We start from the raw sequence: 22,499 nt of genomic DNA, 5'->3' as shown, positions 1-22,499 counted from the left end.
ACCTCATTCCCCGTTAAGCAAACGTGCGTTTTCCCCTCAAACTCCTGCGCGGCCTGCTCTGGACAATCTGGATCGCATACATTGCCGCGGCGCTCGGTTTGCTGGGGCTGCGATATTTCGTGCTGCCGCGCATCGACCAGTGGCGGCCCCAGATCGAGCAGTATGCCAGCCAGGCGCTCGGCGCGCCCATCCGCATCGCCCACATCGCGGCCGATTGGAGCGGCCTGAATCCGCGCCTGGCCCTGAAGGGCGTGGAGATCGCGGACGGGCAGGGCGCGCCGGTGCTGAGCATGCCGGCCGTCCACGCAGTGGTGGCCTGGCGCAGCATCCTGAACCTGGAACCGCGCTTCGTTTTGCTGCAGTCGGAAGGCCTGGACCTGACCCTGCGCCGCGACAAGGAAGACCGCTTGTGGGTGGCGGGCCGATCCATCGATCTGCAGGCTCGGGAGCACGACGATGCGCAAGGAAATCTTGCCCTGCGTTGGCTCGCACGTCAGCGCGAAATCGTATTGCGCCACGTCACCCTGCGCTGGCTGGACGAAGCGCGGGGCGCGCCGGAATTGAAGCTGGAAGACGCCAACTTCGTGATGCTCAACGGCGCGTTGTCGCATCGCTTTTCCCTGCAGGCGCGGCCACCCGCCGAGTTGGCGGCCGGGCTGGTGCTGCGCGGCGAACTGGACCGTTCGCTGTTCAGCGGCCATCGCTGGGCCATGAGCGGCTGGCACGGTCAACTTTACGCGGAGCTCGCGGACGGCGAGCCGGCCGCGTGGCGGCCGTGGGCCGATGTGCCCGCCCTGCAGGGGCGGATGGCGGCAAGGGCCTGGTTGCAGATCCCCGGCGCCCATCTGGGCACCGTCACGATAGACCTTGTGGGCCGCCAGCTGGGCTGGCGCTGGCAGGACGGTGTTTCCGCATCGTTGGGACAGGTGCGGGCGCGCCTGGAAGGGCTGCCCGGCGACCTGGCGCAGGCCGGCGCCGCGCCGGTGCTGGCGCGCAGTCCCGGCGCCAATGCCGGGGTGACGCTGCGCGGGCAGGCCAGCGATGTTCACGCGATGCTTCCCGGGGTTTTCGAGCAGCCCCGGCTGCGCCTGGATACGGCCCAGCTGGACGCCACGGTGCGGCGCGGCGTGGACGGCGCCCTGGCTTTGGAGCTGCGCGACGTGCAGCTTGCCAATGATGATCTGGACGCCCGGCTGCAAGGCAGTTGGCAGGCGCGCGGCAAAACGGCAGCCGGCACCGCCGAGCTGCGCGGCACACTGCGGCGCGCCACCATGCAGGCCATACACCGCTATCTGCCCATGGAGGTTTCCGATGCGGCGCGCGAATGGATGGCGCGCGGCCTGCGGGCCGGCGTGGTGCGGGACGCCGCCGTGGCCCTGCAGGGCGACCTGGCCGACTTTCCCTATTCACAGCCGGGGCAGCAGGGGCGCTTTCATATTGGCGGGCGGTTCGTCGGGGCGACCGTCGACTACGCGCCTGCCACCGGCAGCCGCAAGGGATGGCCTGCCATTCTCGGCCTGGACGGCAGCTTCGCAATCGATGGCGCGGCATTGAGCCTGCAGGGCCAGCCCGGCGGCATACTGCGCCCCGCATCGGTACAGGACGCGCCGCTGCGGCTGGGCGCCATCAAAGCCTCGATTCCCGATATGGAGCACAACGCCGAGCTTTATCTGGAAGGCGAAACGGCCGGGCCGGTGCAGGCGTTCCTTTCCGTCGCCGAAACGTCCCCGCTGGGCGCGATGCTGGAAAACCGCCTGGCCCAGGCGCGTGGCAGCGGAGAATGGCAACTGGCGCTGGCATTGCGTGTGCCGCTGCTGCACACGGACGACACCCGCGTGGAGGGATCGCTGTCCTTCAAGGACAACGAATTCACGCTGATGCCGCAGCTGCCTCCGCTGACGCGGCTGCGCGGCATGCTGGAATTCACGGAGCAGGACATGCGAGCGCGCGACGTTCAGGCGCAATTTCTGGGCGGTCCGCTGAAGATCTCCGGAAGCCTGCTGGACGCCAGGAACGGGCTGCGGTTCGAAGGCCAGGTGAGCGGCGCGGCCCTGGCGCAGTTGGTCCGAGCCCCGGCCATGTCGCGGTTCTCCGGCCGTGCGGCCGTGAGCGCGCGCCTGCTTTACTTCCGCGGCGGCCGCATCGACGTAACGGCGGAATCGGACCTGGCCGGCATGGCCATCGATATGCCCGCGCCCGTGGGCAAACCCGCGGCCGCGGTTCTGCCGCTGAAGGTGCAGTGGAGCCCCGCGCAGAACCGCGGCAGCCGCGATCGAAGCTGGCTCACAGCGAGCCTGGGGGACAACGTCAACCTGTTGCTGGAGCGCGATCCAACGGAAAAACGCTGGACCTTCGCACGAGGCGCGCTGGGAGCCAATGCGCCGGCGACCCTGCCGGAGCAGGGCTTGAGCATCAGGCTGAACCTGCCGGACATCGACGTGGATGCATGGCAGGATGTGGCGGACGGTTTCGAGACCTCGGCGCCGCCGGAAAGCCGTCCCGAGGCGCGGGCTCCCCGTGCCGCCACGCCGCTGTTGCCGCCTCCGGACCAGGTCAGCGTGCAGACGCCCCGCATGCGAGTGGCGGGCATCACGCTGAACGATCTGAAGCTTTACGCGGTACGCCCCGCGCCCGCGCAATGGCGGGTCGATATCGCGTCGCGGCAGGCCACCGGCGCCGTCACGTGGCAGGAAGCGTCTGGCGCCATCGCGGGCCAGGTGACGGGGCGCTTCAAATACCTGGCGCTGGGCGAGGAGGGCAGCGAGAAAGCCGCGGAAGATGATTCCTCGGGCGACGACCTGAAGGACATCCCCGCCATCGACCTTCAGGCCGACGTGTTCAAGGTCTACGGCAAGACGCTGGGATCCTTGCAAATCCTGGGCGCCAACGTGGAGCGCGGGCAGCGCTGGCGGCTGGACAAGCTGCGCATCGCGAACGGCGACGAAAGTCTGGACGCGACCGGATTCTGGCGCTTGAGCGGGCCGCAGCGCGGCCTGACAGTGGACGCCAAGGCCCAGTGGAACGACTTCGGCAAGCTGCTCACCCGCCTGGGGTGGCCGGATACGGCGGCCGGCGGCGAAGGATCAGCCGAAGGCAAATTGACGTGGAACGATCTGCCGTGGTCGCACAGCGTCGCGGGATTGGACGGCCGCGTGTCGATCAAGATGGACAAGGGCCGGCTGATCCACGTCAATTCACGCACCGCGCGCCTGCTGGAACTGCTGTCGCTGCAGTCGCTGCAAAGGCTCGCCAAGCTGCAGACAAATCCGGCCAACCTGTTCCGCGACGGCTTCCCCTTCGATACGCTGCGTGCCCGCCTGGACATATCGAAGGGCGTGATCCGCACCGACGACTACAAAATCCACGGCCCGGTGGCGGCCATCGTGCTGTCGGGCAACACCAGCATCATCGACGAAACCTGGGATCTGAAAGCCGTGGTGATTCCAAACCTGGACGCCAGCGGCGCCGCCGTCCTGACCGCGCTGGCGGTCAACCCCCTGCTGGGCCTGGGCGCCTTTGTCACGCAATGGCTGCTGAAGCAACCGCTGGCCAAAGCCATGACAATGCAATACGCCGTGACGGGAACCTGGAGCGACCCCAAAATCACCCCCATCGAAGCCCCCCTGCGCGGCGAATCCGAGGCAGCAATCCCAAAGGACCCCATCGAACACTGACCTCCGCCGCGCCCACAAGGAGGCGCGAAGCGCTTTGCGCTTCGGGAGCTTCCCCACCGCAAGAAGCAGGGCCCGACCGGGGACGCAGCGGATCCGGCTCCGCCGGTCCGCCAGCGTCGCCCCCCTGGGGGGAAGCGCGAAGCGCTTCGGGGGGGGCTTTACTTCTTCATCATGTCGAAGAATTCGGCATTCGTCTTCGTGGCGCGCATCTTGTCCAGGATGAATTCCATGGCCTGGATTTCGTCCATGTCGTGGATGAACTTGCGCAGCACCCAGACCTTTTGCAGCAGCTCGGGCTTGATCAGCAGTTCCTCGCGGCGCGTACCCGATTTGTTCAAATTGATGGACGGGTAGACGCGCTTTTCCGCCAAGCGGCGTTCCAGGTGGACTTCGGAGTTGCCGGTGCCCTTGAATTCTTCGTAGATCACTTCGTCCATGCGGCTGCCGGTTTCGATCAGCGCCGTGCCGATGATGGTCAGCGAACCGCCTTCCTCGACGTTGCGAGCCGCGCCGAAGAAGCGCTTCGGACGCTGCAGGGCGTTGGCGTCCACGCCGCCGGTCAGCACCTTGCCCGATGCGGGCACCACGGTGTTGTAGGCGCGCGCCAGGCGGGTGATGGAATCCAGCAGGATCACGACGTCCTTCTTCAGCTCGACCAGACGCTTGGCTTTTTCGATCACCATTTCGGCGACCTGGACGTGGCGCGTGGCCGGCTCGTCGAAGGTGGAAGCCACCACCTCGCCGCGCACAGTGCGCTGCATTTCCGTCACTTCTTCGGGACGCTCATCCACGAGCAGCACGATCATGACCGCGTCGGGGAAGTTCGTCGTGATGGCGTGCGCGATGTGCTGCATCATCACGGTCTTGCCCGACTTCGGGCTGGCCACGATCAGGCCCCGCTGGCCCTTGCCGATAGGCGCGAAGATGTCCAGGATGCGGCCGGTCAGGTTCTCCTCGCTCTTGATGTCCCGTTCCAGACGCATCGCCTGATTGGGATGCAGCGGCGTCAGGTTCTCGAACATGATGCGATGCTTGATCGCTTCCGGCGGCAGTCCGTTGACCTTGTCCACCTTCACCAGCGCGAAATAACGCTCGCCATCCTTCGGAGTGCGCACCTCGCCTTCGATCGAGTCGCCGGTGTGCAGATTGAACCGGCGAATCTGCGAAGGGGAAATATAGATGTCGTCAGTGCTGGCCAGGTACGAGGTTTCCGGCGAACGCAGGAAACCGAAGCCGTCCGGCAGAACTTCGAGCACGCCGTCGCCGAAGATCTGCTCGCCCTGCTTGGCGCGCTTCTTCATGATCGCGAACATCAGTTCCTGCTTGCGCAGGCGGTTGGCGTTCTCGATTTCCAGGGAGGCGGCAAGTTCCAGCAACTTGGAGACGTGTTGCGCCTTTAGTTCATTCAGGTGCATTGCGTTGAAATTATTGGGGGAAGGTAAAGAGAAGAGGGATGGCGGCGGGCCACGGACGGGCCCGCGCGGGCGGGGGACAACGCTTGTTTACAAAGCGCTGTCCAAAAAAGCCGTGAGCTGGGATTTCGAAAGCGCACCCACTTTCGTGGCGGCGGCCTGGCCGTTCTTGAAGAGCATCAGGGTGGGAATGCCGCGGATGCCGTACTTGGCGGCGGTTTCGCCATTGTCGTCCACATTGAGCTTGGCGACAGTGACGCGGCCAGCGTATTCCTTGGCCACTTCCTCAAGAATCGGAGCGATCATCTTACAGGGACCGCACCATTCGGCCCAGTAGTCCACGAGCACGGGGCGATCGGACTTCAAAACGTCGGCGTCGAAGCTGGCGTCACTGACATGCTTGATTTGGTCACTCATGACTTTTCTCGTTGCTTTGCGGCGGGGAGGCATCCTTCGACCCGCCGTTCTTAGAGTTTGGCAGGATTAAAGCATACCACTGTCCATCCGAACAGGCGTCACCGGTTTTTGTGTAGGATAACCAGCCTCGCGGCAGGGGCTTCATCGCCGGCGGCCCTGTCTCCGCCGCACGCGTCCCCGGGCGCGTGTCCTGTCGCCGCCCCGCGCTGCTCAGCGCGTGCGCATCCTACTTCGAGCCGCGCCAGTGCTGGCTCTTTCCTTAGAATGTCGGTTTTTTTCCACAGAGGTTGGGGATAACTTGGCCACTCCACGCTATACAGAGGCGTCCATCCGGGTCCTGAAAGGTCTGGAACCCGTGCGGCAGCGCCCGGGCATGTACACCCGCACCGAAAATCCGCTGCATATCGTGCAGGAAGTCATCGATAACGCCGCGGACGAGGCGCTGGCCGGCAATGGCAAGCATATCCAGGTCACCCTGCACGCCGATGGCAGCGTGTCGGTCGAAGACGAAGGCCGCGGAATTCCGGTTGGGGTGCATCCCGAGGAAAACGCGCCGGTGGTCGAGCTGGTGTTCACGCGCCTGCACGCTGGCGGCAAATTCGACAAGCAGGGCGGCGGCGCCTATGCGTTTTCCGGCGGCCTGCATGGCGTGGGCGTTTCCGTCACCAATGCCCTTGCATCCCGGCTGGAGGTCATCGTGTGGCGCGACGGCGGCGTCCATCGCATGGTGTTCCGCGATGGCGACGTTGCCGAGCCCCTGGCGCCCTATACCGGCGTGCCCAGGAAGAAATCCGGGACGCGCGTGCGCGTCTGGCCCGATCCCAAGTACTTCGACAGTCCCAATATCCCGCTGGCCGAATTGACGCATCTGCTGCGCAGCAAGGCGGTCCTGCTGCCCGGTACCCGCGTCACGCTGACGGTGGAAAAGAGCGGCGACACCAAATCGTGGCTCTACGAAGACGGCCTGCGCGGGTATCTGACGGAGGCGCTGGACGGCGCGGAACTGATGATTCCGATGTTCGAGGGAAGCCAGTATGCCGGCGCGGACCACGACACCTTCGCCGAAGGGGAAGGCGCGCAATGGGTGGTCGCCTGGACGGAAGACGGCAACGCAGTGCGCGAATCCTACGTCAACCTGATCCCTACGCCGGCTGGGGGCACGCACGAATCCGGTTTGCGCGAAGGGCTTTTCAATGCCGTAAAGGGGTTCGCCGAGCTGCACGGCTTGTTGCCGAAGGGCGTGAAGCTGCTGCCGGAAGACGTTTTCGCGCGCGCCAGCTTCGTGCTGTCGGCCAAGGTGCTCGATCCCCAATTCCAGGGCCAGATCAAGGAAAGGCTGAACAGCCGTGACGCGGTGCGCCTGGTGGGCGGCTTCACGCGCGGCGCCCTGGATCTCTGGCTGCACAGCAACGTCGAATATGGCCGCAAGCTGGCGGAGCTGGCAATCCGCCAGGCGCAGGCGCGAGCGCGTTCCGCCCAGCGGGTGGAAAAGCGCAAAAGCTCCGGCGTCGCGGTTCTGCCCGGCAAGCTTACCGATTGCGAATCCAGCGACGCATCGCGCACCGAGGTCTTTCTGGTGGAAGGCGATTCGGCCGGCGGCTCTGCAAAGATGGGGCGCGACAAGGAATTCCAGGCCATCCTGCCCTTGCGCGGCAAGGTGCTCAACTCCTGGGAAGTGGAACGCGACCGCCTGTTCGCGAACAACGAGATCCACGACATCGCCGTGGCCATCGGGGTGGATCCGCACGGGCCCGCCGATACGCCCGACCTTTCCGGTCTGCGCTATGGCCGGATCTGCATCCTGTCGGATGCCGACGTGGACGGTTCGCACATCCAGGTGCTGCTGCTGACGCTTTTCTACAAGCACTTCCCCAAGCTGGTGGAAGCCGGCAAGGTCTATGTGGCGCGCCCACCCTTGTTCCGTGTCGACGTGCCGGCCCAAGGCAAGCGGCCGCCGCGCAAGATCTATTGTCTGGATGCCGGCGAACTCGAGGCGGTGCAGGACAAGCTGCGCAAGGAAGGTCTGCGTGAGGGCAGCTGGACCATCAGCCGGTTCAAGGGCCTGGGCGAAATGAGTCCGGAGCAGCTCTGGGAAACCACCATGAATCCCGATACGCGGCGGCTGCTGCCCGTGAGCTACGGCGATCTCAGCGCCGAGGAAACGACGCGCGTGTTCGACATGCTGATGGGCAAGGGCGAATCGGCGCAGCGCCGATCCTGGCTCGAAGAAAAGGGCAATCTCGCCGAACTCGACATCTGATGCTGACACCGCCCGGCGCCAGACGCACCGGGCGGTTCCCAATCTTCCGACAACATGACCGACAGCAATCAACCCGGCCTCTTCGATACCGAATCGGGCGATGCCGCCATCACCCTCGGCCGCTACGCCGAGCAGGCCTATCTGGACTACGCCGTATCCGTGGTGCGCGGGCGCGCGCTGCCCGACGTGGGCGACGGGCAGAAGCCCGTCCAGCGCCGCATTCTCTACGCCATGCAGGCCATGGGCCTGGGACCGACGGCCAAGCCCGTCAAATCCGCCCGCGTCGTGGGCGACGTGCTGGGCAAGTACCACCCGCATGGCGACCAGGCCGCCTACGACGCCATGGTCCGCATGGCTCAGGACTTCAGCCTGCGTTATCCCTTGATCGACGGCCAGGGCAACTTCGGCTCCCGCGACGGCGACAACGCGGCGGCCATGCGCTACACCGAAGCGCGGCTGACGCCCATCGCCCGGCTGCTGCTGGACGAACTGGAAGAAGGCACGGTCGACTTCATCCCGAACTACGACGGCAGCCAGCAGGAACCGCAGATGTTGCCGGCGCGATTGCCGATGATGCTGCTGAACGGCGCGTCCGGCATCGCCGTGGGGATGGCGACGGAGATCCCGTCGCACAATCTGCGTGAAATTGCGCAGGCCTGCGTGGCCTTGCTCAAGCGTCCCGGTCTGCCGGACGAAGAGCTGTATGCCCTCGTGCCCGGCCCCGACTTTGCCGGGGGCGGCCAAATCATCACGCCGGCCGCGGACATCGCGCAGATCTACAACTCGGGCCGGGGCTCGCTGAAGGCGCGTGCGCGCTGGCAGTTCGAGGAACTGGCGCGCGGCCAATGGCAGCTGGTCGTCACCGAACTGCCGCCCGGCACGTCGTGCCAACGCGTGCTGGAGGAAATCGAAGAGATCACCAATCCCAAGGTCAAGGCCGGCAAGAAGGCGCTGACCGCGGAGCAGCAGCAGGCCAAGGCCCAGATGCTGGGGCTGCTGGACGCGGTGCGCGACGAATCGGGCAAGGACGCGGCGGTACGCCTGGTCTTCGAACCGAAAACGTCGCGCGTGGATCGCAACGAGTTCGTGAATACCTTGTTGGCCCAGACCAGCATGGAAAACAGCGTGCCGGTCAATCTGGTATGCATCGGCACGGACGGCCGTCCGCGCCAGAAACCCCTGCGCGAAATCCTGCTGGAATGGCTGGTCTTCCGCACCGATACGGTCACGCGGCGCACCCGCCATCGCCTGGACAAGGTGATCGACCGCATCCATGTGCTGGAAGGGCGCATGGTGGTCTATCTGCATGTCGACGAGGTTATCCAGACCATACGGGAGTCCGAAGAGCCGCGCGCCGCGCTGATGGAGCGCTTCAACCTCACCGAGCGCCAGGCCGAGGACATCCTGGAGATGCGCCTGCGACAACTGGCGCGCCTGGATGGCATCAAGGTCGAACAGGAGCTTTCCAGCAAGCGCGATGAGCAGGCCAAATTGCAGGAACTGCTGGACAATCCCTCGTCGCTGAAGCGGCTCATCGTGCGGGAAATCGAGGCGGACGCCAAGCAGTATGGCGACGAGCGCCGCACGCTGATCGAAGAGGCCGAACGCGCAGTGCTCGAAACCCGGGTGGTGGACGAGCCCGTCACGGTCATCGTTTCGCAAAAGGGCTGGTTGCGCGCCCGCCAGGGGCACGGCCACGACGCCACGCAATTCGGCTTCAAGCAGGGCGACGATCTGTACGGCGCCTTCGAATGTCGCACCACGGACACCTTGATTGCGCTGGGCGACAACGGCCGCGCCTACTCGGTGGCGGTGGCGAGTCTGCCGTCCGCGCGCGGCGATGGCCAGCCCATCACCACCATGATCGACCTGGCGTCCGGCACGCGCATCGTGCATATGATCGCGGCGTCCGCGGATACGCGCTGGCTCTTCGCGACACAGCGCGGGTACGGCTTCATCGCCCGGCTGGCCGACATGGCCACTCGCCAGCGCGGCGGCAAGCAGTTCGTGACCCTGGAAGAGGGCGACGCGTTGTTGCGGCCCGTGCCGGTTTTCGAAGGCGCGCAACAGCTGGCCCTACTGTCTTCCAAAGGGAAATTCCTGGTGTTCGGCTTGGACGAGGTGAAGGTGCTGTCCGGCGGCGGCCGGGGCACCACCCTGATGGGGCTGGATGGCAACGATGCCCTGTCCCAGGTGGTGCCCATTGGCGCCGGCGGTTTGCGCGCCACAGGTATCTACCGGAACAAGACGGTAGAAGACATTCTCAAGCCCGCCGACCTCGGCGCCTATGTCGGAAAGCGCGCCCGCAAGGGGCGGCAGCTCGATGTACGGCCCAAGCAGCCTGTGTTGTCGCCCGTGCTTTAGCGCTCGCCGGCCTGACGCGCCGACCCCACGTTCTGGCCGCGGCCCGGGAGTGACTCCCGGGCCGTTTTTCTTTTGCGGGGTTCCCATGCTCCGCTTCTGCCGATATAATTCGTACTCAAATTAATTCACTAGAAGTGACTTCAACAGCATTTATTGGTGTTGCTTTTACTTCAGCAGCATTTACTTCGCTCGAAGTCATTTCACTCGAATCGGTCTACCACAGCCATGCCGGAACGTATGCCACCCGCCCCCGAACACGCACGCGACCAGGCGCAAGCCGGCGCGCCCGCGGCGGCTTCCCAGCAGTACGACCTGCGGATCCTGCGCGCTCTGCGCCGCATCACGCGTTCGATCGCCCTGCATTCGCGGCAGTTGGCGGCCGTCAGCCACATCACCGCGCCGCAGCTCATGTGTTTGCGCACCGTGATCGCGCTCGGACCCATCACGTCCACCGCCATCAGCCGGGAAATTCATGTCAGCCCGAGCACCGTGGTGGGTATCCTGGATCGCCTGGAAGACAAAGGCCTGGTCCGCCGCGAGCGCGGCCGCGAAGACCGCCGCACTGTCTTCGTCACCGCCACCGGAGCCGGCATCGAGCTGGCGCAGCAGGCGCCGTCGCCTTTGCAGAAACACCTGGCCGACGCGCTGAACGCCTTGCCGGAACTCGAGCAGGCGACCATCACGCTGTCGCTCGAACGCATCGTGGCCCTGATGGAGCAGGGCGGCCAGGCCGCGCCGGTGGACGCGCATGACGCGGCTTCCCCCATTCTCGACGTGCCGACGGGCGGCCCCGCGCCGGAATCGGGCCTGGTGGTATGACGGGTGGGGCCATCAACCGCGCCGGCATCGCGCCGGCCGCGCAAACGTCCACGTCGCACGATTCTCCATCCCGTCATCTGTTGCGCGCGCCGCGCCTGGCCGACGGCGCCGCGGTCCATCGCCTGGTCGGCGAATGCCCGCCGCTGGATCTGAATTCCACCTACGCCTATCTATTGCTGTGCGAGCACTTCCGCGACACCTGCGTGGTGGCCGAGAGTGCCGGCGGCAGCATCGACGGCTTCGTATCCGCGTACGTTCCCCCTGGCCGGCCGGACTGCGTGTTCGTGTGGCAGGTGGCTGTGCATGGCAGGGCCCGCGGCCAGCGGCTGGCGCGTCACATGCTCCATGAACTGCTTCGCCGGCCCGTGCTGGCGGGCGTACGGAACCTCGAAACCACGGTTGGGCCCGACAACCGGGCCTCTCGCCAGACCTTCATCGGCCTGGCCGCCGATCTCGGCGCTCACATCGCCGAGCAACCCTTCTTCGGCAAGCAGCTGTTCGGGCATGCCGACCACGACGACGAGATGCTTCTGCGGATCGGGCCATTCGCCTCGATTCCGTTCTGACGCCTCGTCAGCCTCCCCTTTGCGCCGGGACATTGCGCGGTTCATCGCCGCGGCGCCCCGGTGTCCACCTAGCTTTAGGAGACCACGATATGGACCTGAAAATCTTCGATCGCATGGAGTCGGAAGTCCGCGGCTACATCCGCTCCTTTCCCGTGATTTTCAATCAGGCCCGCGGCTCGATGCTGATCGATGAGGAAGGCACGGAATACATCGATTTCTTCAGCGGCGCCGGCACGCTGAACTATGGCCACAACAACCCGCTGTTCAAGGCGCGGCTGATGGAATACCTGGATTCCGACGGCGTGGTTCACGGACTCGATATGGCCACCAGCGCGAAGAAGCAGTTCCTGGAAACGGTGGACAAGGTGCTGCTGGCGCCGCGCAAGTGGCGGTACACCCTGCAGTTCACGGGACCCACCGGCACCAACGCGGTTGAAGCGGCGCTGAAGATCGCCCGGCAGGTCAAGGGACGCTCCAACATCATCTCGTTTACGCATGCCTTCCACGGTGTCAGCGGCGGATCACTGCAGGCCACCGCCAACGCCAAGTTCCGCGACGCGGCCGGCTACGCGCTTGGCAATACGACCTTCGTGCCGTACGACGGGTACTTCGGCCCGGACGTCGACACCATGGCCTACCTGGAGCGCATGCTGGATGATCCGAGCAGCGGCATGGACAAGCCCGCCGCGGTCATCGTCGAGACGGTACAGGGCGAGGGCGGCGTGAACGTCGCGACGCTGCGCTGGCTGCAGGAACTGGAAAAGGTCTGCCGCCGGCACGACATGCTGCTTATCGTCGATGACATCCAGGTGGGATGCGGCCGCACGGGAACGTTCTTCAGCTTCGAGACCGCGGGCATCCACCCGGACATCATCACGCTGTCGAAATCGCTGTCGGGCTTCGGCCTGCCGATGTCGCTGGTGCTCATGAAGCCGGAACTGGACGTATGGAAGCCCGGCGCGCACAGCGGCACCTTCCGCGGCAACAACCTCGCGTTCGTCACGGCGGCCGCGGCGCTCGACACCTATTGGGCGGACGACGCGTTCTCCCGTGAAATCCAGCGCAAGGAACGGCTGGTGCGCGATTGGCTGGAGAACCTCGCGCACAGCTATCCGGGCAGCGGCCTGGCAGTGCGTGGACGCGGCTTGATTCAGGGCCTCGTTACCGCGGCCCAGCCTGAGCTGGCGAACCGGATTGCCCGCAAGGCGTTCGAACGGGGCGTGGTCATCGAAACGTCGGGCGCGCACGACGAAGTGCTGAAGGTCCTGCCCGCCCTGACCATCGAGGACGACCTGCTCAAGCGCGGACTCGATGCCATCGAAGCGAGCGTGGCAGACGTGCTCGCCGAAGCCGGGCAATCCGCCCGCATCCTGAAATTCGGAGGAAAACGCTAATGATCGTACGCAATGTCAAGGACGTAATCGGCACCAAGGACGAGGTGCGCACCGATACCTGGATGAGCCGCCGGGTGCTCCTGAAGCAGGACGGGATGGGCTTTTCCTTTCACGAAACCACGATCTTCCCGCACACCCGCACGCACATCCACTACAAGAATCACTTGGAAGCCGTGTGGTGCATCGAAGGCGACGGTTCGCTTGAAACCATCGCCGACGGCAAGCGCTACGAGCTGGGCCCGGGCGTGGTGTATGCGCTGAACGAACACGACGAGCACTGGCTGTGCGGGGGCGAAAAGCCGCTGCGCGTCATCTGCGTCTTCAATCCGCCGCTGACGGGGCAGGAAGTGCATGACAAGAATGGCGTGTACCCGCTGCCCGAACAGGACGCGGCCTGATCGAGGAGGAACGACATGATTTCAACCGCCAAGGATCCGTACGCCTCGCGTACGGACCGCAGCGCCGCCATCATCACGCGCCAGGATCCCGTCGTGTACGGCGAAGGCCGCTATGCGCAGGCACTGCCGGGCGAACAGTTGCAGTCCTACGAGCGTGACGGATTTCTATTGCTTGAAGACCTGCTGCCGGAAAATGAGGTGCAGGCGCTGATCGCCGAGGTCTCGCGCATGGCGCGCGACCCGGCCATCATCCGCCGCGAGGAAGCGATCACGGAACCGGGCAGCAATGCCGTGCGCTCGATCTTCATGGTGCACCAGTTTAGCCCGATGATGTCGCGCCTGGCCCGGGACCCGCGGCTGATCAATGTGGCGCGGCAGATCCTGGGCTCCGAAGTCTATATCCACCAGTCCCGCGCGAATATGAAGCCTGGCTTCAAAGGCAAGGAGTTCTATTGGCACTCCGACTTTGAAACCTGGCACGTCGAAGACGGCATGCCCGCCATGCGCGCTTTGAGCTGCTCGGTCCTGCTGACCGACAACAATGTGTGCAACGGGCCTCTCATGCTTGTGCCGGGATCGCATCGCCAGTTCGTCTCGTGCGTCGGCCAGACGCCGCAGGAACACTACAAGCAGTCGCTGAAAAAGCAGGAGTATGGCGTGCCGGATCCGGTCAGCCTGCAGATGCTGGTGGAGCAGGGCGGAATCCGCGCGATGACGGCCAAGGCGGGTTCGGTGGTGTTCTTCGACTGCAACACGATGCACGGCTCGAACAGCAATATCTCCCCCTGGCCGCGGGCCAATGTGTTCATGGTCTACAACAGCGTGGAGAACGCGCTCGGCGCGCCGAAGTACGGGTTGGCGCCGCGGCCGGAGCATATCGCCACCCGCTCCAGTTTCAAGGCCCTGACCCCGCTGGACGCGTTGCGGCTGGTCGGCTGATCGCGGCGGCGATCGCGGTCTGTTCGCCGCGCATGGCGGCGGCCGCGCAGCCGGCGCGCCGCATGGCGGATTGTTGCTATGCTTGCGCAGGTTTCAGATCCTGCCCAAGTCCGCCATGCCCCTTTCGATTCGCAGTCTGCATATTTACCCGGTCAAATCCTGTGCGGGCATCGGGCTCGACGCCGCGCCCATCACGACAGCCGGCCTGGCCTTCGATCGCCAGTGGCTGGTTGTGTCCGGCGGCCAGTTCCTGACACAACGGCAGCACCCCCGCATGGCGCTCGTCCGCACCGCGCTGACAGACACGCATCTGCAATTGCGGGCGCCCGGCATGCCCTTGCTCGAGGTGCCTCTGGACGGCTCGCAGCGGTCGCAATGTCCGGAGTCCGTCACCGTGTGGCGCGATACCTTCACCGCGCAGGCCGAAAGCGAGGATGCTGCGCAATGGTTCAGCCGCTACCTGGGCATCCCCTGCCGCTTGTTATGGGTGGATGTCCAGACGGCGAACCGCGCCACGAGCCGCGACTGGGTAGGACGCTGGCGCGAGGCCAACCCCACGTTGTCTGCGGGCTTCGAGGGCGACCATCTGTTCGGTTTCGCGGACGGTTTCCCCATCCTGGTCGCGAACCAGGCATCCCTGAATGAATTGAACCGCGTCCTTGGGGCCAAGGGCCGGGCGCCCGTGTCGATGGACCGCTTCCGGCCGAATATCGTGCTGGATGGCGATGACCTGGGCGCCTACGAGGAAGACCATCTGGCCCTGCTGACCTGCGGCGAGGGCGTTCGGCTGGCCCTGGTCAAGCCATGCACGCGTTGCGGGATTCCGGACGTCGACCAGGAAAGCGGCGAGCGCGGCGACGAGCCGGGCCTGACCCTGACTGCGACACGCAGCGCGGACATCGGCGTCGTGTTCGGCCAGAACGCAATCGTTCATGCCGGCGCCGGTGCGCGCCTGCGCGTTGGCGACCCGGTCACGCTGGAGTGGGCGTTCTGACGGGAATAAGAAGGCGGGCTAGGCCGAGGACAGCTTCAGGCCGACCAGGCCCGTGACGATGAGGGCCACGCTGGCTATCCGCAGCCAGCCCAGGCCTTCGCCAAACAGCACCACGCCGGCCACGAACGCGCCGATGGTCCCGATGCCAACCCACACCGCGTAGGCCGTCCCCAAGGGGAGCGTGCGCATCGCGATGGCGAGCAGCCATACGCTGGCGATCATGCCGACGACGGTAATGACGGACGGCATGATGCGGGTAAAGCCTTCGGTATATTTGAGGCCGACGGCCCAGACGACTTCACACAGCCCGGCGAGCAACAGGATGACCCACGTCATGGAAACAATTCCGGCGCAAGGTATGGGGCCGGCCGGGTGCGCCTGTCCCGGACCGGCAAAAATTATAGAATGTCCGATTCCATCCCTTTACCGCCGGTTCGCCTCGCGCCATGAGTTTTCAGGTCACCATCACACCGAGTCAACATCAGTTCAATGTCGAAGCCGGGCAGACGGTGCTGGATGCGGCGCTCGCCGCCGGCATCGTCCTGCCTTACAGCTGTCGCAGCGGTGCGTGCTCCACCTGCAAGGGCAAGGTGGTCAGCGGCGAATACGACGCCGGACCCTATCCCGCGCAGGTGCTCGCGCCGGAGGAAATGGCCGCCGGTTATACGCTGTTGTGCCAGGCCCGCCCCTCGACTGACATGGTGGTCGAGTCGGCGGAAGTCCGGCTGGCCAGCGACATCCAGATCCGCAAGCTGCCGGCGCGCGTGCAGACGATCGAACGCGTGGCCCCGGACGTCGCGGTGATCAAGCTGCAGTTGCCCGCGTCCGAGACTTTCCGCTTCTACGCCGGGCAATACATCGAGCTGATTCTGAAGGAAGGCCGCCGGCGCAGCTATTCCATGGCCACGCCGCCCCACGCCGGAAGTCCGCTCGAATTGCATATCCGGCACATGCCGGGCGGCTACTTCACCGACCACGTCTTCGGCGCGGGGGCCACGCAGATGAAGGAAAGGGAGATCCTGCGCATCGAAGGCCCGTTCGGCTCTTTCTTCCTGCGCGAGGACAGCGGCAAGCCCATCGTCCTGCTCGCCAGCGGCACGGGCTTCGCCCCGATCAAGGCCATCGTCGAGCACATGGCGCACCAGCAGATCCGCCGGCCTGTGGCGCTCTATTGGGGCGGCCGCCGTCCGCGCGATCTGTACATGCACGATCTGGCGGCCTCCTGGGCGTCGTCCCTGCCCGACTTCCAGTACATTCCCGTGATTTCCGATGGGCTGCCCGAGGACGGCTGGACCGGCCGTACCGGCTTCGTCCACGAGGCCGTGATGCGTGATCTGCCGGATCTGTCCGGGCACGAAGTCTATGCGTGCGGTGCGCCCGTCATGGTGGAGGCCGCGCGCCGGGAATTCACGGCCCAGTGCGGCTTGCCGGCCGACGCGTTCTTCGCCGACGCCTTTACTTCGGAAGCGGATCTGGTCAAGGCGCACGAGTGAGCGCTTCCGGGGCCGGCTTCGCGCCGCCCCGTGACCGGGGGCGCCGGGGAACCGTATGACGGCCGCGTGTGTGCCATCGGCGGTTACAGCGCTCGGTGTAACGATCCTGTTTCAACACCCGGTCCCCGCGTGACGGGGCGGGCGGCAAGGTAAACTCCGATCCCAGGATTTCGGAGGGTACAGCGGTCGCGGCTGACGGCAGCCCGGACGCACCCAGGAGCTTGGCGCGAATGAAAATTGCGGTATTGGGAGCTGGAATCATTGGTGTTTCGACGGCGTGGTGGTTGCGCCAATCGGGGCATGACGTCGTGGTCATCGACCGACGCAACGGGCCCGCGCAGGAGACCAGTCTCGCCAATGGCGCACAGATATCCGTCTCGTATGCCGAACCCTGGGCCAACCCTCAGGCGCCGCTGAAACTCCTGAAGTGGCTCTTCCGGGAGGACGCGCCCCTGCTTTTCCGGCCGCAGCTGGACCTGCGGCAATGGGCCTGGGGTCTGGCCTTCCTGCGCGAATGCCTGCCCGGCCGGCTGGCGCCCAACATCCGCGCAATGGTCCGCATGGCCGAATACAGCCGCGCCACGCTGCGCGGCATGCGGACCGAGCTTGGCATCCAGTACGACCACCTGGAGCGCGGCATTCTGAATTTCTATCGCGATTCGCACGAGTTCGAGCTGTCTCAGAAGGCGGCCGGCGTCATGCGTGATTTCGGTGTGGAACGGCGCATTCTGACTGCGGATGAAGTGGTGGCGGTGGAACCGGCCTTGGCGCCGCAGCGTCACCGCATCGTCGGGGGCGATTTCACGCCCGAAGACGAAAGCGGCGACGTGCATCTGTTCACGGTCGCGCTCGCCCAGCGCTGCGTCGACGCCGGCGTCGAGTTCCAATATTCGACCCAGGTCACCCGCCTGATATCGGCAGGCGGGCGCGTCGATGGGGTCGAGGTGCTGACCCCCGACGGCGCCTACGGTCAGGTCACCGCGGACGCCTATGTCGTGGCCATGGGCAGCTATACGCCGCTGCTGGTGCGGCCGCTCGGCGTGCCGTGCAACGTCTATCCCGCCAAGGGCTATTCGGCCACGTTCCCCGTGCTGGATCCTGCGGCCGCGCCCACGGTCAGCCTGACCGACAGCAGTCATAAGGTGGTGTTTTCCCGCCTCGGCAACCGTCTGCGCATGGCGGGTACCGCCGAACTCGCGGGGTATTCCCGCGCATTGAATCCCCAGCGCTGCGAGGCCATGACCCGCCTGGCGCGCGACCTTTTCCCCGGCGCGCTCGATTTCGAGCACGTCACCTACTGGTCGGGCTTGCGCCCGTCCACTCCGTCGAACGTGCCCCTGATCGGCCGTACCCGGATTCCCAACCTGTATTTGAATACAGGCCATGGGACCCTCGGATGGACGATGGGGGTAGGTTCGGGCCGGGCTCTGGCCGATCTGCTCAGCGGACGCGTGCCGGAACCGGAGTTTCCTTTCCTCGGCATGTAGACCTATGAAGAAATTGCACGAAACGGGCTTGTCCCGCGCAATCCGCGCTTCCGGGCGCGTCTGGATCTTCGGCGCCGCCATGCTGGCGGCGGGAGTCGCGCATGCGGCGCCTGTTCAGATCCAGGTATGGCACGCGCTTACCGACGTCAACAAGGCGGAATTCGAGAAGCTGGTCAAGCAGTACAACAAAGAACAGAACGACGTCGAAGTTTCGTTACGCGATTTCGATTCGCCGGTCGCCTTGCAGCAGGCGGCGCGGTCTGCTGTCGCGTCGAAGAAGACGCCGAACCTGATCCAGTTGCAGGACAACCATTCCCCTGAAGTCGTGGCGGAATACAAGTCCATCAAGCCGCTGTACGAGCTTCTGGCGAAGTATCCGATCAAGGATGCCACCTGGTTCCTGCCATCCACCACCAGCTTTACCCGCGATTCCCGCGGCAGGCTGCTGGCCTTCCCGTACATGGCGGAAATCCCCGTCATGTTCTACAACACCGCGTTGTACAAGAAGGCTGGGCTGAATCCGAATGCGCCTGCCCGTACCTGGGCCGATCTGCAGGGCGAACTGCTTAAGCTGCGCGACGGCGCCGACGTCGAATGTCCCTATGCTTCGGCGGACCAGGTGGAGGTCCACCTGGAAAACCTGGCGCCGATCAACAACCAGCTTTACACCAGCAACGGCAATGGCATCGAGGCGCAGCGCGGCAAAGCGGCGCCCGCTTCGCTGGAATTCGACACGCTGTACATGCGTCACATCTCGCTCATGACGAGCTGGAAGCGTTCGCTTCTGCTGACCCAGCATAGCAATGATGACAAACCGGTCGAGTCCTTCGCCAAGGGCCAATGCGGCGTATTGACGGCCAGTTCCGGCGTGTTGGGACGCTTGCTGAACACCAAGTCGCTTTCCTTCGGCATTGCACCCCTGCCGTACTACGAGCAGGCGACCAAGCAACCGGGCAAACCCTTCGTCAGCGGTAGCGCGCTGTGGGTGATGGAAGGCCATCCCGCAGCCCAGGACAAGGCCACCGCCGAATTCCTGGCGTGGCTGTCCAAGCCTGTGACTGCGGCGGAATGGCACCAGTCCACCGGTTATCTGCCGCTGACGGAAGCGGCCTTCCGTGCGGCCCAGGTTTCGTTCTACAAGAACATTCCGGGCGCCCAGGAGGTCGTTGCCAATATGCGCGCGCAGCCGCCTGCCACCGCGCGCGGCTTCCGGGTCGCCAACTATGATCGCATCGAACCGGTTCTCAACCGCGAACTCGATCAAGCCCTCGATGGCAAGACCCCGCCTGTCGCGGCGCTGACCAGCGCCGTATCGCAAGCCCGCGCGATCGCGCAGCAGCGCTGATCCTGCATCGCGCGCCGGGGTGGCCTCGGCGCGCGATCGCTTCGGTTTCCTCCCCCTCTATTCCCTCGATGCCTGTCGCGGCGGATGCGGCATGGGGCGCTGGCACGTTGGCGTCTCACGCCGCTCCTGCCCGGCTCGTCGCGCCCGCCGCCGGCAGATTGCGCTGGCAGCCGAGTGATGCGGACATCCATGCGTAGATTTGCGCCTTGGCGCAACGTTTTGCCTGGGCCACCATGTGGTCGTCGCGCCAATGGCGGCGCGCATCGCAGGGACCGGCATGCATCGATTGTTCAAGACGCTACTGATACTGCCATGGCTATCGGCTTGCGGGCCGTCGTTTTTGCCGGGCGGCCTATCCAACGATTGGCATGCGGGCGCGCCCCCGGGCGCGCGCCACGACTTCAATTGGCGGCTTTCCGGCGACCGGCGCGTGGCGCCCTTGCAGGTTTTCGACGACGGTCAGCAGACCTGGCTGCAATTTCCGCCAGGGCGACCGGTGCCGGCGATATTCGTGCAGTACGGGGGCAGGGAATTCCCCGCCGAGTCTGTGTCGCGACAGCCCTATGTCGTCGTGAAAGGGAAATGGCCCGCGCTGGTGCTGCGGGGCGGCGCCTTGCATGCGCGCGCGGATTATGTGGGGCGCGGTCCGCATGATGCCGGGGGGGACGGCGGGTTTGTTTCCGCGGCGGGCTCGCAGGCGGATGCCGCCCTTGCGCAGCATCGCGCAGGCGCCTTCATGCCGGCATCCTCCGCCTCCGCGCACTCAGGAAGCCCGGCCTCGACGGCAGCGGCATACCCGCCAGCGCACACGCCCGAAGGGGTACGGAACCCCCGCGCAGGGAACGCCACACCCCGCGGGCAGGCGCCCGCCGCCACGACCCAATCGTATCGTGCGGGCCCGGGGGACGAGAACATGCGGCGCGCGCTTTCGCGTTGGGCTGGCTTGGCGGGCTGGACGTTCGAACCTGAACATTGGGCCGTAGATGTAGATATCCCGCTTTCGGGCAGCGCGGCTTTTTCCGACGATTTCAAGCACTCCGTCCGTGAACTCCTCGCCGCGACAGAGCTGGGCGAGCGTCCGCTGCAGCCGTGCTTCTATGCCAACCAGGTGCTGCGCGTCGTCCCGCTGTCGGAAGCCTGCGACCGTACCGCACTGCGTGCCGGAGCGGCATCGTGAGGCGCCGATGGTTTCCGGCCAGCCGTTGCACCTCGGCGTCTGCCGCCATCGTTTGCAAGCGAAGGGCACCGTGGTTGCGGCGGTGGCTTGCCGGCGGCCACGGCGGCGGCCCAGTCCTCGCCCCAAGGCGCGCCGTTCGCGCCGGGCGATTGCAGGGTGTGATCCGGCCGGTCCGGCCTATCGCCATGTCTTCCATCGCCGTGCTCTGCACGGCGTGTATCAGTGCCGAACGTATATCCGCCATCCAGGACCGCACCGAGCACACGAGAGCGCGAACCGATGCGGCCCAGGCGCGATTCGCAAGCGCGCTGTCCGACCCTGGAACGCGCCAGGCCGCGCAGACCGTGGGCAGACCATGGCTTGCCGGACGCGCGCGGCCGCTGGCCCGGGAAGTCGTGCTGCCCGCCGCCTTGCGCAGGAACGTCGACACGACGCTGATGTTCGCCGGCGGAAAAGCCGATCTCCCCGAATTGGCCGACCGCATCGCGCGCGCCACCGGCATTGGCGTGAAGGTGCGGCCGGACGCGTTGCTTCCTGCGGATCTCTTTCTGCCACGGCTTGGGGCGGTCTCCGGCCCGGGCGTCGCACTGCCGGGACGCGCATCGCTGCCAGAGGGCGCCCAGCCCCTTCCCAACGTGCTGGATGCGATCGCGTGGCGGCTGGGCGTCTATTGGCGCTACAGCGATGGCGCCATCGAGTTCTATCGAACCGAGACGCGCGTGTTCGACGTGCGGGCGCTGACCATGAACGCCCGGGCCGACGCGCGCCTGGGGCGCGCCGGCAAGTCCGGCACCGAAGGGTTCGAAAACACGTCCAACACGGCCCTGTCGACAGGCGAGCACGATGCCATGGCTTCCGTACGTGCGCGCATCGAGCCCTTCCTGACGCGGGCTGGCACGGTCACCATCGCGCCGGGGGCAGGCAGCTCCGTCGTGGTCACAGATACGCGGGACGCGCTCGACCGCGTGGCGCGATTCCTCGACCGCGAAAACAAGGCGCTCACCCGCCGCGTGCGCCTGGTCTTCGAGGAGATCACGGTCGTCAACAAGGACCGCAGCCGTGCCGGCATCGATTGGAATCTGCTTTATCAAAGCGCCCGGGCCTCGGCGTCCGCGGCGTTGACGGCTGGCGGCGGCGTCTCGGCCAACACGCTGAGCGCGGGCGTCACGGGCGGTCCCTTCGGCAGCACCAAGGCCATCGTCGATGCCTTGAGCGAAATCGGCACGGTGGTTCGCCACACCAGCGTGCCGGTGCTGACGCTCAACCGCCGGCCCGTCACGCACGCCGTACGCACCACCTTTTCCTACGTCGATCAGGTGCAAGGCGCATCGGGCCTTGCGGGCGCCTCTTCGGGGCGGCTGGACACCATACTTCCGTCGGTCTCGGTCAACCAGAAGCAGGAGACCGTCGGCTCCTTCCTCACGCTGGTGCCCGACGCCCAGGAAGACGGGCAAATACTGCTTTCCATCGCCTACGACAACACGGTCGCGCAGCCCTTGAAAAGCATGACCTTCGGCCGGGCGGACAACCGCATCGAAATCCAGCAGATCACCATCGACGGCAACGGAATGGTCCAGCAGGTCGAACTGCGGGCCGGGCAGCCGATGATCATTTCCGGCTTCGACCGGCGCGAAGACGAAATCGACCGCCGGCGTCTGACGGCCGGCGCACCGTTGGCGCTGGGTGGAAGCGACGTGGCGTCGACGCGCCGAGCCACCACCATTCTCGTCGTCACCGCGCAGCTGGAAGAGGGGTTCTGA

Annotated in this window: 17 protein-coding genes and 1 pseudogene; 15 read left to right on the top strand and 3 right to left on the bottom strand. The window is 65.7% G+C overall.

All coding sequences use genetic code 11. The features are described from left to right. Positions 1–23 precede the first annotated feature (23 nt). Positions 24–3,674 (top strand): YhdP family protein, encoded by a 3,651-nt coding sequence (locus tag CAL13_RS14190; RefSeq protein ID WP_086072729.1) that lies wholly within the window; start codon positions 24–26, stop codon positions 3,672–3,674. A gap of 158 nt (positions 3,675–3,832) precedes the next feature. Here the strand turns inward: CAL13_RS14190 and rho are convergent, their stop codons facing one another. Together rho and trxA are read right to left on the bottom strand one after the other, a co-directional pair. Then, positions 3,833–5,089 (bottom strand): transcription termination factor Rho, encoded by a 1,257-nt coding sequence (gene rho / locus CAL13_RS14185; RefSeq protein WP_086057969.1) that lies wholly within the window; start codon positions 5,087–5,089, stop codon positions 3,833–3,835. An 87-nt stretch (positions 5,090–5,176) separates the two neighbouring features. Next, on the bottom strand, positions 5,177–5,503 hold the full coding sequence (gene trxA / locus CAL13_RS14180; RefSeq protein ID WP_157664486.1) for a thioredoxin TrxA: 327 nt from the start codon (positions 5,501–5,503) through the stop codon (positions 5,177–5,179). Between the two features lie 298 nt (positions 5,504–5,801). On the opposite strand from trxA, the gene CAL13_RS14175 reads away from it, so the two are divergent. The 8 genes from CAL13_RS14175 (at position 5,802) to CAL13_RS14140 (ending at position 15,237) form a co-directional block, all read left to right on the top strand. Beyond that, a complete protein-coding gene (locus CAL13_RS14175) occupies positions 5,802–7,763 on the top strand; it encodes a DNA topoisomerase IV subunit B (RefSeq protein ID WP_198297648.1) in 1,962 nt (653 codons plus the stop codon). 54 nt (positions 7,764–7,817) lie between these two features. Next, positions 7,818–10,127: a DNA topoisomerase IV subunit A gene (parC, locus tag CAL13_RS14170; RefSeq protein ID WP_086072728.1), complete on the top strand. Its 2,310-nt coding sequence runs from the start codon at positions 7,818–7,820 to the stop codon at positions 10,125–10,127. A 237-nt stretch (positions 10,128–10,364) separates the two neighbouring features. Continuing rightward, positions 10,365–10,946: a MarR family winged helix-turn-helix transcriptional regulator gene (locus CAL13_RS14165; RefSeq protein WP_086059475.1), complete on the top strand. Its 582-nt coding sequence runs from the start codon at positions 10,365–10,367 to the stop codon at positions 10,944–10,946. Further along, positions 10,943–11,512, top strand: a complete 570-nt coding sequence (ectA, locus tag CAL13_RS14160) for a diaminobutyrate acetyltransferase (protein WP_086057966.1) — start codon at positions 10,943–10,945, stop codon at positions 11,510–11,512. The genes CAL13_RS14165 and ectA overlap by 4 nt, the downstream gene beginning before the upstream one ends. 89 nt (positions 11,513–11,601) lie before the next feature. Continuing rightward, positions 11,602–12,906, top strand: a complete 1,305-nt coding sequence (gene ectB, locus CAL13_RS14155; RefSeq protein ID WP_086057965.1) for a diaminobutyrate--2-oxoglutarate transaminase — start codon at positions 11,602–11,604, stop codon at positions 12,904–12,906. Next, on the top strand, positions 12,906–13,304 hold the full coding sequence (locus CAL13_RS14150) for an ectoine synthase (RefSeq protein ID WP_086057964.1): 399 nt from the start codon (positions 12,906–12,908) through the stop codon (positions 13,302–13,304). The genes ectB and CAL13_RS14150 overlap by 1 nt, the downstream gene beginning before the upstream one ends. Positions 13,305–13,319: 15 nt before the next feature. Beyond that, positions 13,320–14,243, top strand: a complete 924-nt coding sequence (gene thpD / locus CAL13_RS14145) for an ectoine hydroxylase (RefSeq protein WP_086072727.1) — start codon at positions 13,320–13,322, stop codon at positions 14,241–14,243. A 115-nt stretch (positions 14,244–14,358) separates the two neighbouring features. Beyond that, positions 14,359–15,237: an MOSC domain-containing protein gene (locus CAL13_RS14140; RefSeq protein ID WP_086059474.1), complete on the top strand. Its 879-nt coding sequence runs from the start codon at positions 14,359–14,361 to the stop codon at positions 15,235–15,237. Between the two features lie 18 nt (positions 15,238–15,255). Here CAL13_RS14140 and sugE read toward each other — a convergent pair whose 3' ends face one another. After that, positions 15,256–15,573, bottom strand: a complete 318-nt coding sequence (gene sugE, locus CAL13_RS14135; protein ID WP_086072726.1) for a quaternary ammonium compound efflux SMR transporter SugE — start codon at positions 15,571–15,573, stop codon at positions 15,256–15,258. Between the two features lie 110 nt (positions 15,574–15,683). Here sugE and CAL13_RS14130 point away from each other — a divergent pair, with 110 nt between their 5' ends. From CAL13_RS14130 to CAL13_RS14110, 6 genes and pseudogenes are all read left to right on the top strand, one after another. After that, positions 15,684–16,730, top strand: coding sequence for a CDP-6-deoxy-delta-3,4-glucoseen reductase (locus CAL13_RS14130; protein ID WP_086057961.1), 1,047 nt, complete (start codon positions 15,684–15,686; stop codon positions 16,728–16,730). A gap of 230 nt (positions 16,731–16,960) precedes the next feature. Then, the gene (locus CAL13_RS14125) at positions 16,961–18,217 is read left to right on the top strand and encodes a D-amino acid dehydrogenase (RefSeq protein ID WP_086057960.1); all 1,257 of its coding nucleotides are present in this window, start codon (positions 16,961–16,963) and stop codon (positions 18,215–18,217) included. A gap of 4 nt (positions 18,218–18,221) precedes the next feature. Beyond that, positions 18,222–19,562 (top strand): extracellular solute-binding protein, encoded by a 1,341-nt coding sequence (locus CAL13_RS14120; protein ID WP_086072725.1) that lies wholly within the window; start codon positions 18,222–18,224, stop codon positions 19,560–19,562. A gap of 250 nt (positions 19,563–19,812) precedes the next feature. Continuing rightward, positions 19,813–20,115, top strand: a pseudogene (locus tag CAL13_RS21535) (TrbG/VirB9 family P-type conjugative transfer protein); the annotation flags it as partial. 360 nt (positions 20,116–20,475) lie between these two features. Beyond that, a complete protein-coding gene (locus CAL13_RS21530) occupies positions 20,476–20,739 on the top strand; it encodes a toxin co-regulated pilus biosynthesis Q family protein (RefSeq protein WP_232462625.1) in 264 nt (87 codons plus the stop codon). A gap of 185 nt (positions 20,740–20,924) precedes the next feature. Next, positions 20,925–22,499: a hypothetical protein gene (locus CAL13_RS14110; protein ID WP_086072724.1), complete on the top strand. Its 1,575-nt coding sequence runs from the start codon at positions 20,925–20,927 to the stop codon at positions 22,497–22,499.

The sequence above is a fragment of the Bordetella genomosp. 9 genome, assembly GCF_002119725.1.
Taxonomy (GTDB): Bacteria; Pseudomonadota; Gammaproteobacteria; order Burkholderiales; family Burkholderiaceae_B; genus Bordetella_C.
Note: the sequence above shows the minus strand (reverse complement) of the source record. Positions and strands in the feature narration are given on the sequence as shown.

Bases quoted from the DNA above. Each gene is read 5' to 3' on its own strand.
- rho (WP_086057969.1), bottom strand. From the start codon at position 5,089: ATGCACCTGAATGAACTAAAGGCGCAACACGTCTCCAAGTTGCTGGAA.
- CAL13_RS14150 (WP_086057964.1), top strand. From the start codon at position 12,906: ATGATCGTACGCAATGTCAAGGACGTAATCGGCACCAAGGACGAGGTG.
- CAL13_RS14130 (WP_086057961.1), top strand. From the start codon at position 15,684: ATGAGTTTTCAGGTCACCATCACACCGAGTCAACATCAGTTCAATGTC.
- parC (WP_086072728.1), top strand. From the start codon at position 7,818: ATGACCGACAGCAATCAACCCGGCCTCTTCGATACCGAATCGGGCGAT.
- CAL13_RS14165 (WP_086059475.1), top strand. From the start codon at position 10,365: ATGCCACCCGCCCCCGAACACGCACGCGACCAGGCGCAAGCCGGCGCG.
- CAL13_RS14110 (WP_086072724.1), top strand. From the start codon at position 20,925: ATGTCTTCCATCGCCGTGCTCTGCACGGCGTGTATCAGTGCCGAACGT.
- CAL13_RS21530 (WP_232462625.1), top strand. From the start codon at position 20,476: ATGCGGCGCGCGCTTTCGCGTTGGGCTGGCTTGGCGGGCTGGACGTTC.
- ectB (WP_086057965.1), top strand. From the start codon at position 11,602: ATGGACCTGAAAATCTTCGATCGCATGGAGTCGGAAGTCCGCGGCTAC.
- ectA (WP_086057966.1), top strand. From the start codon at position 10,943: ATGACGGGTGGGGCCATCAACCGCGCCGGCATCGCGCCGGCCGCGCAA.
- CAL13_RS14140 (WP_086059474.1), top strand. From the start codon at position 14,359: ATGCCCCTTTCGATTCGCAGTCTGCATATTTACCCGGTCAAATCCTGT.
- trxA (WP_157664486.1), bottom strand. From the start codon at position 5,503: ATGAGTGACCAAATCAAGCATGTCAGTGACGCCAGCTTCGACGCCGAC.
- thpD (WP_086072727.1), top strand. From the start codon at position 13,320: ATGATTTCAACCGCCAAGGATCCGTACGCCTCGCGTACGGACCGCAGC.
- sugE (WP_086072726.1), bottom strand. From the start codon at position 15,573: ATGACGTGGGTCATCCTGTTGCTCGCCGGGCTGTGTGAAGTCGTCTGG.
- CAL13_RS14120 (WP_086072725.1), top strand. From the start codon at position 18,222: ATGAAGAAATTGCACGAAACGGGCTTGTCCCGCGCAATCCGCGCTTCC.
- CAL13_RS14125 (WP_086057960.1), top strand. From the start codon at position 16,961: ATGAAAATTGCGGTATTGGGAGCTGGAATCATTGGTGTTTCGACGGCG.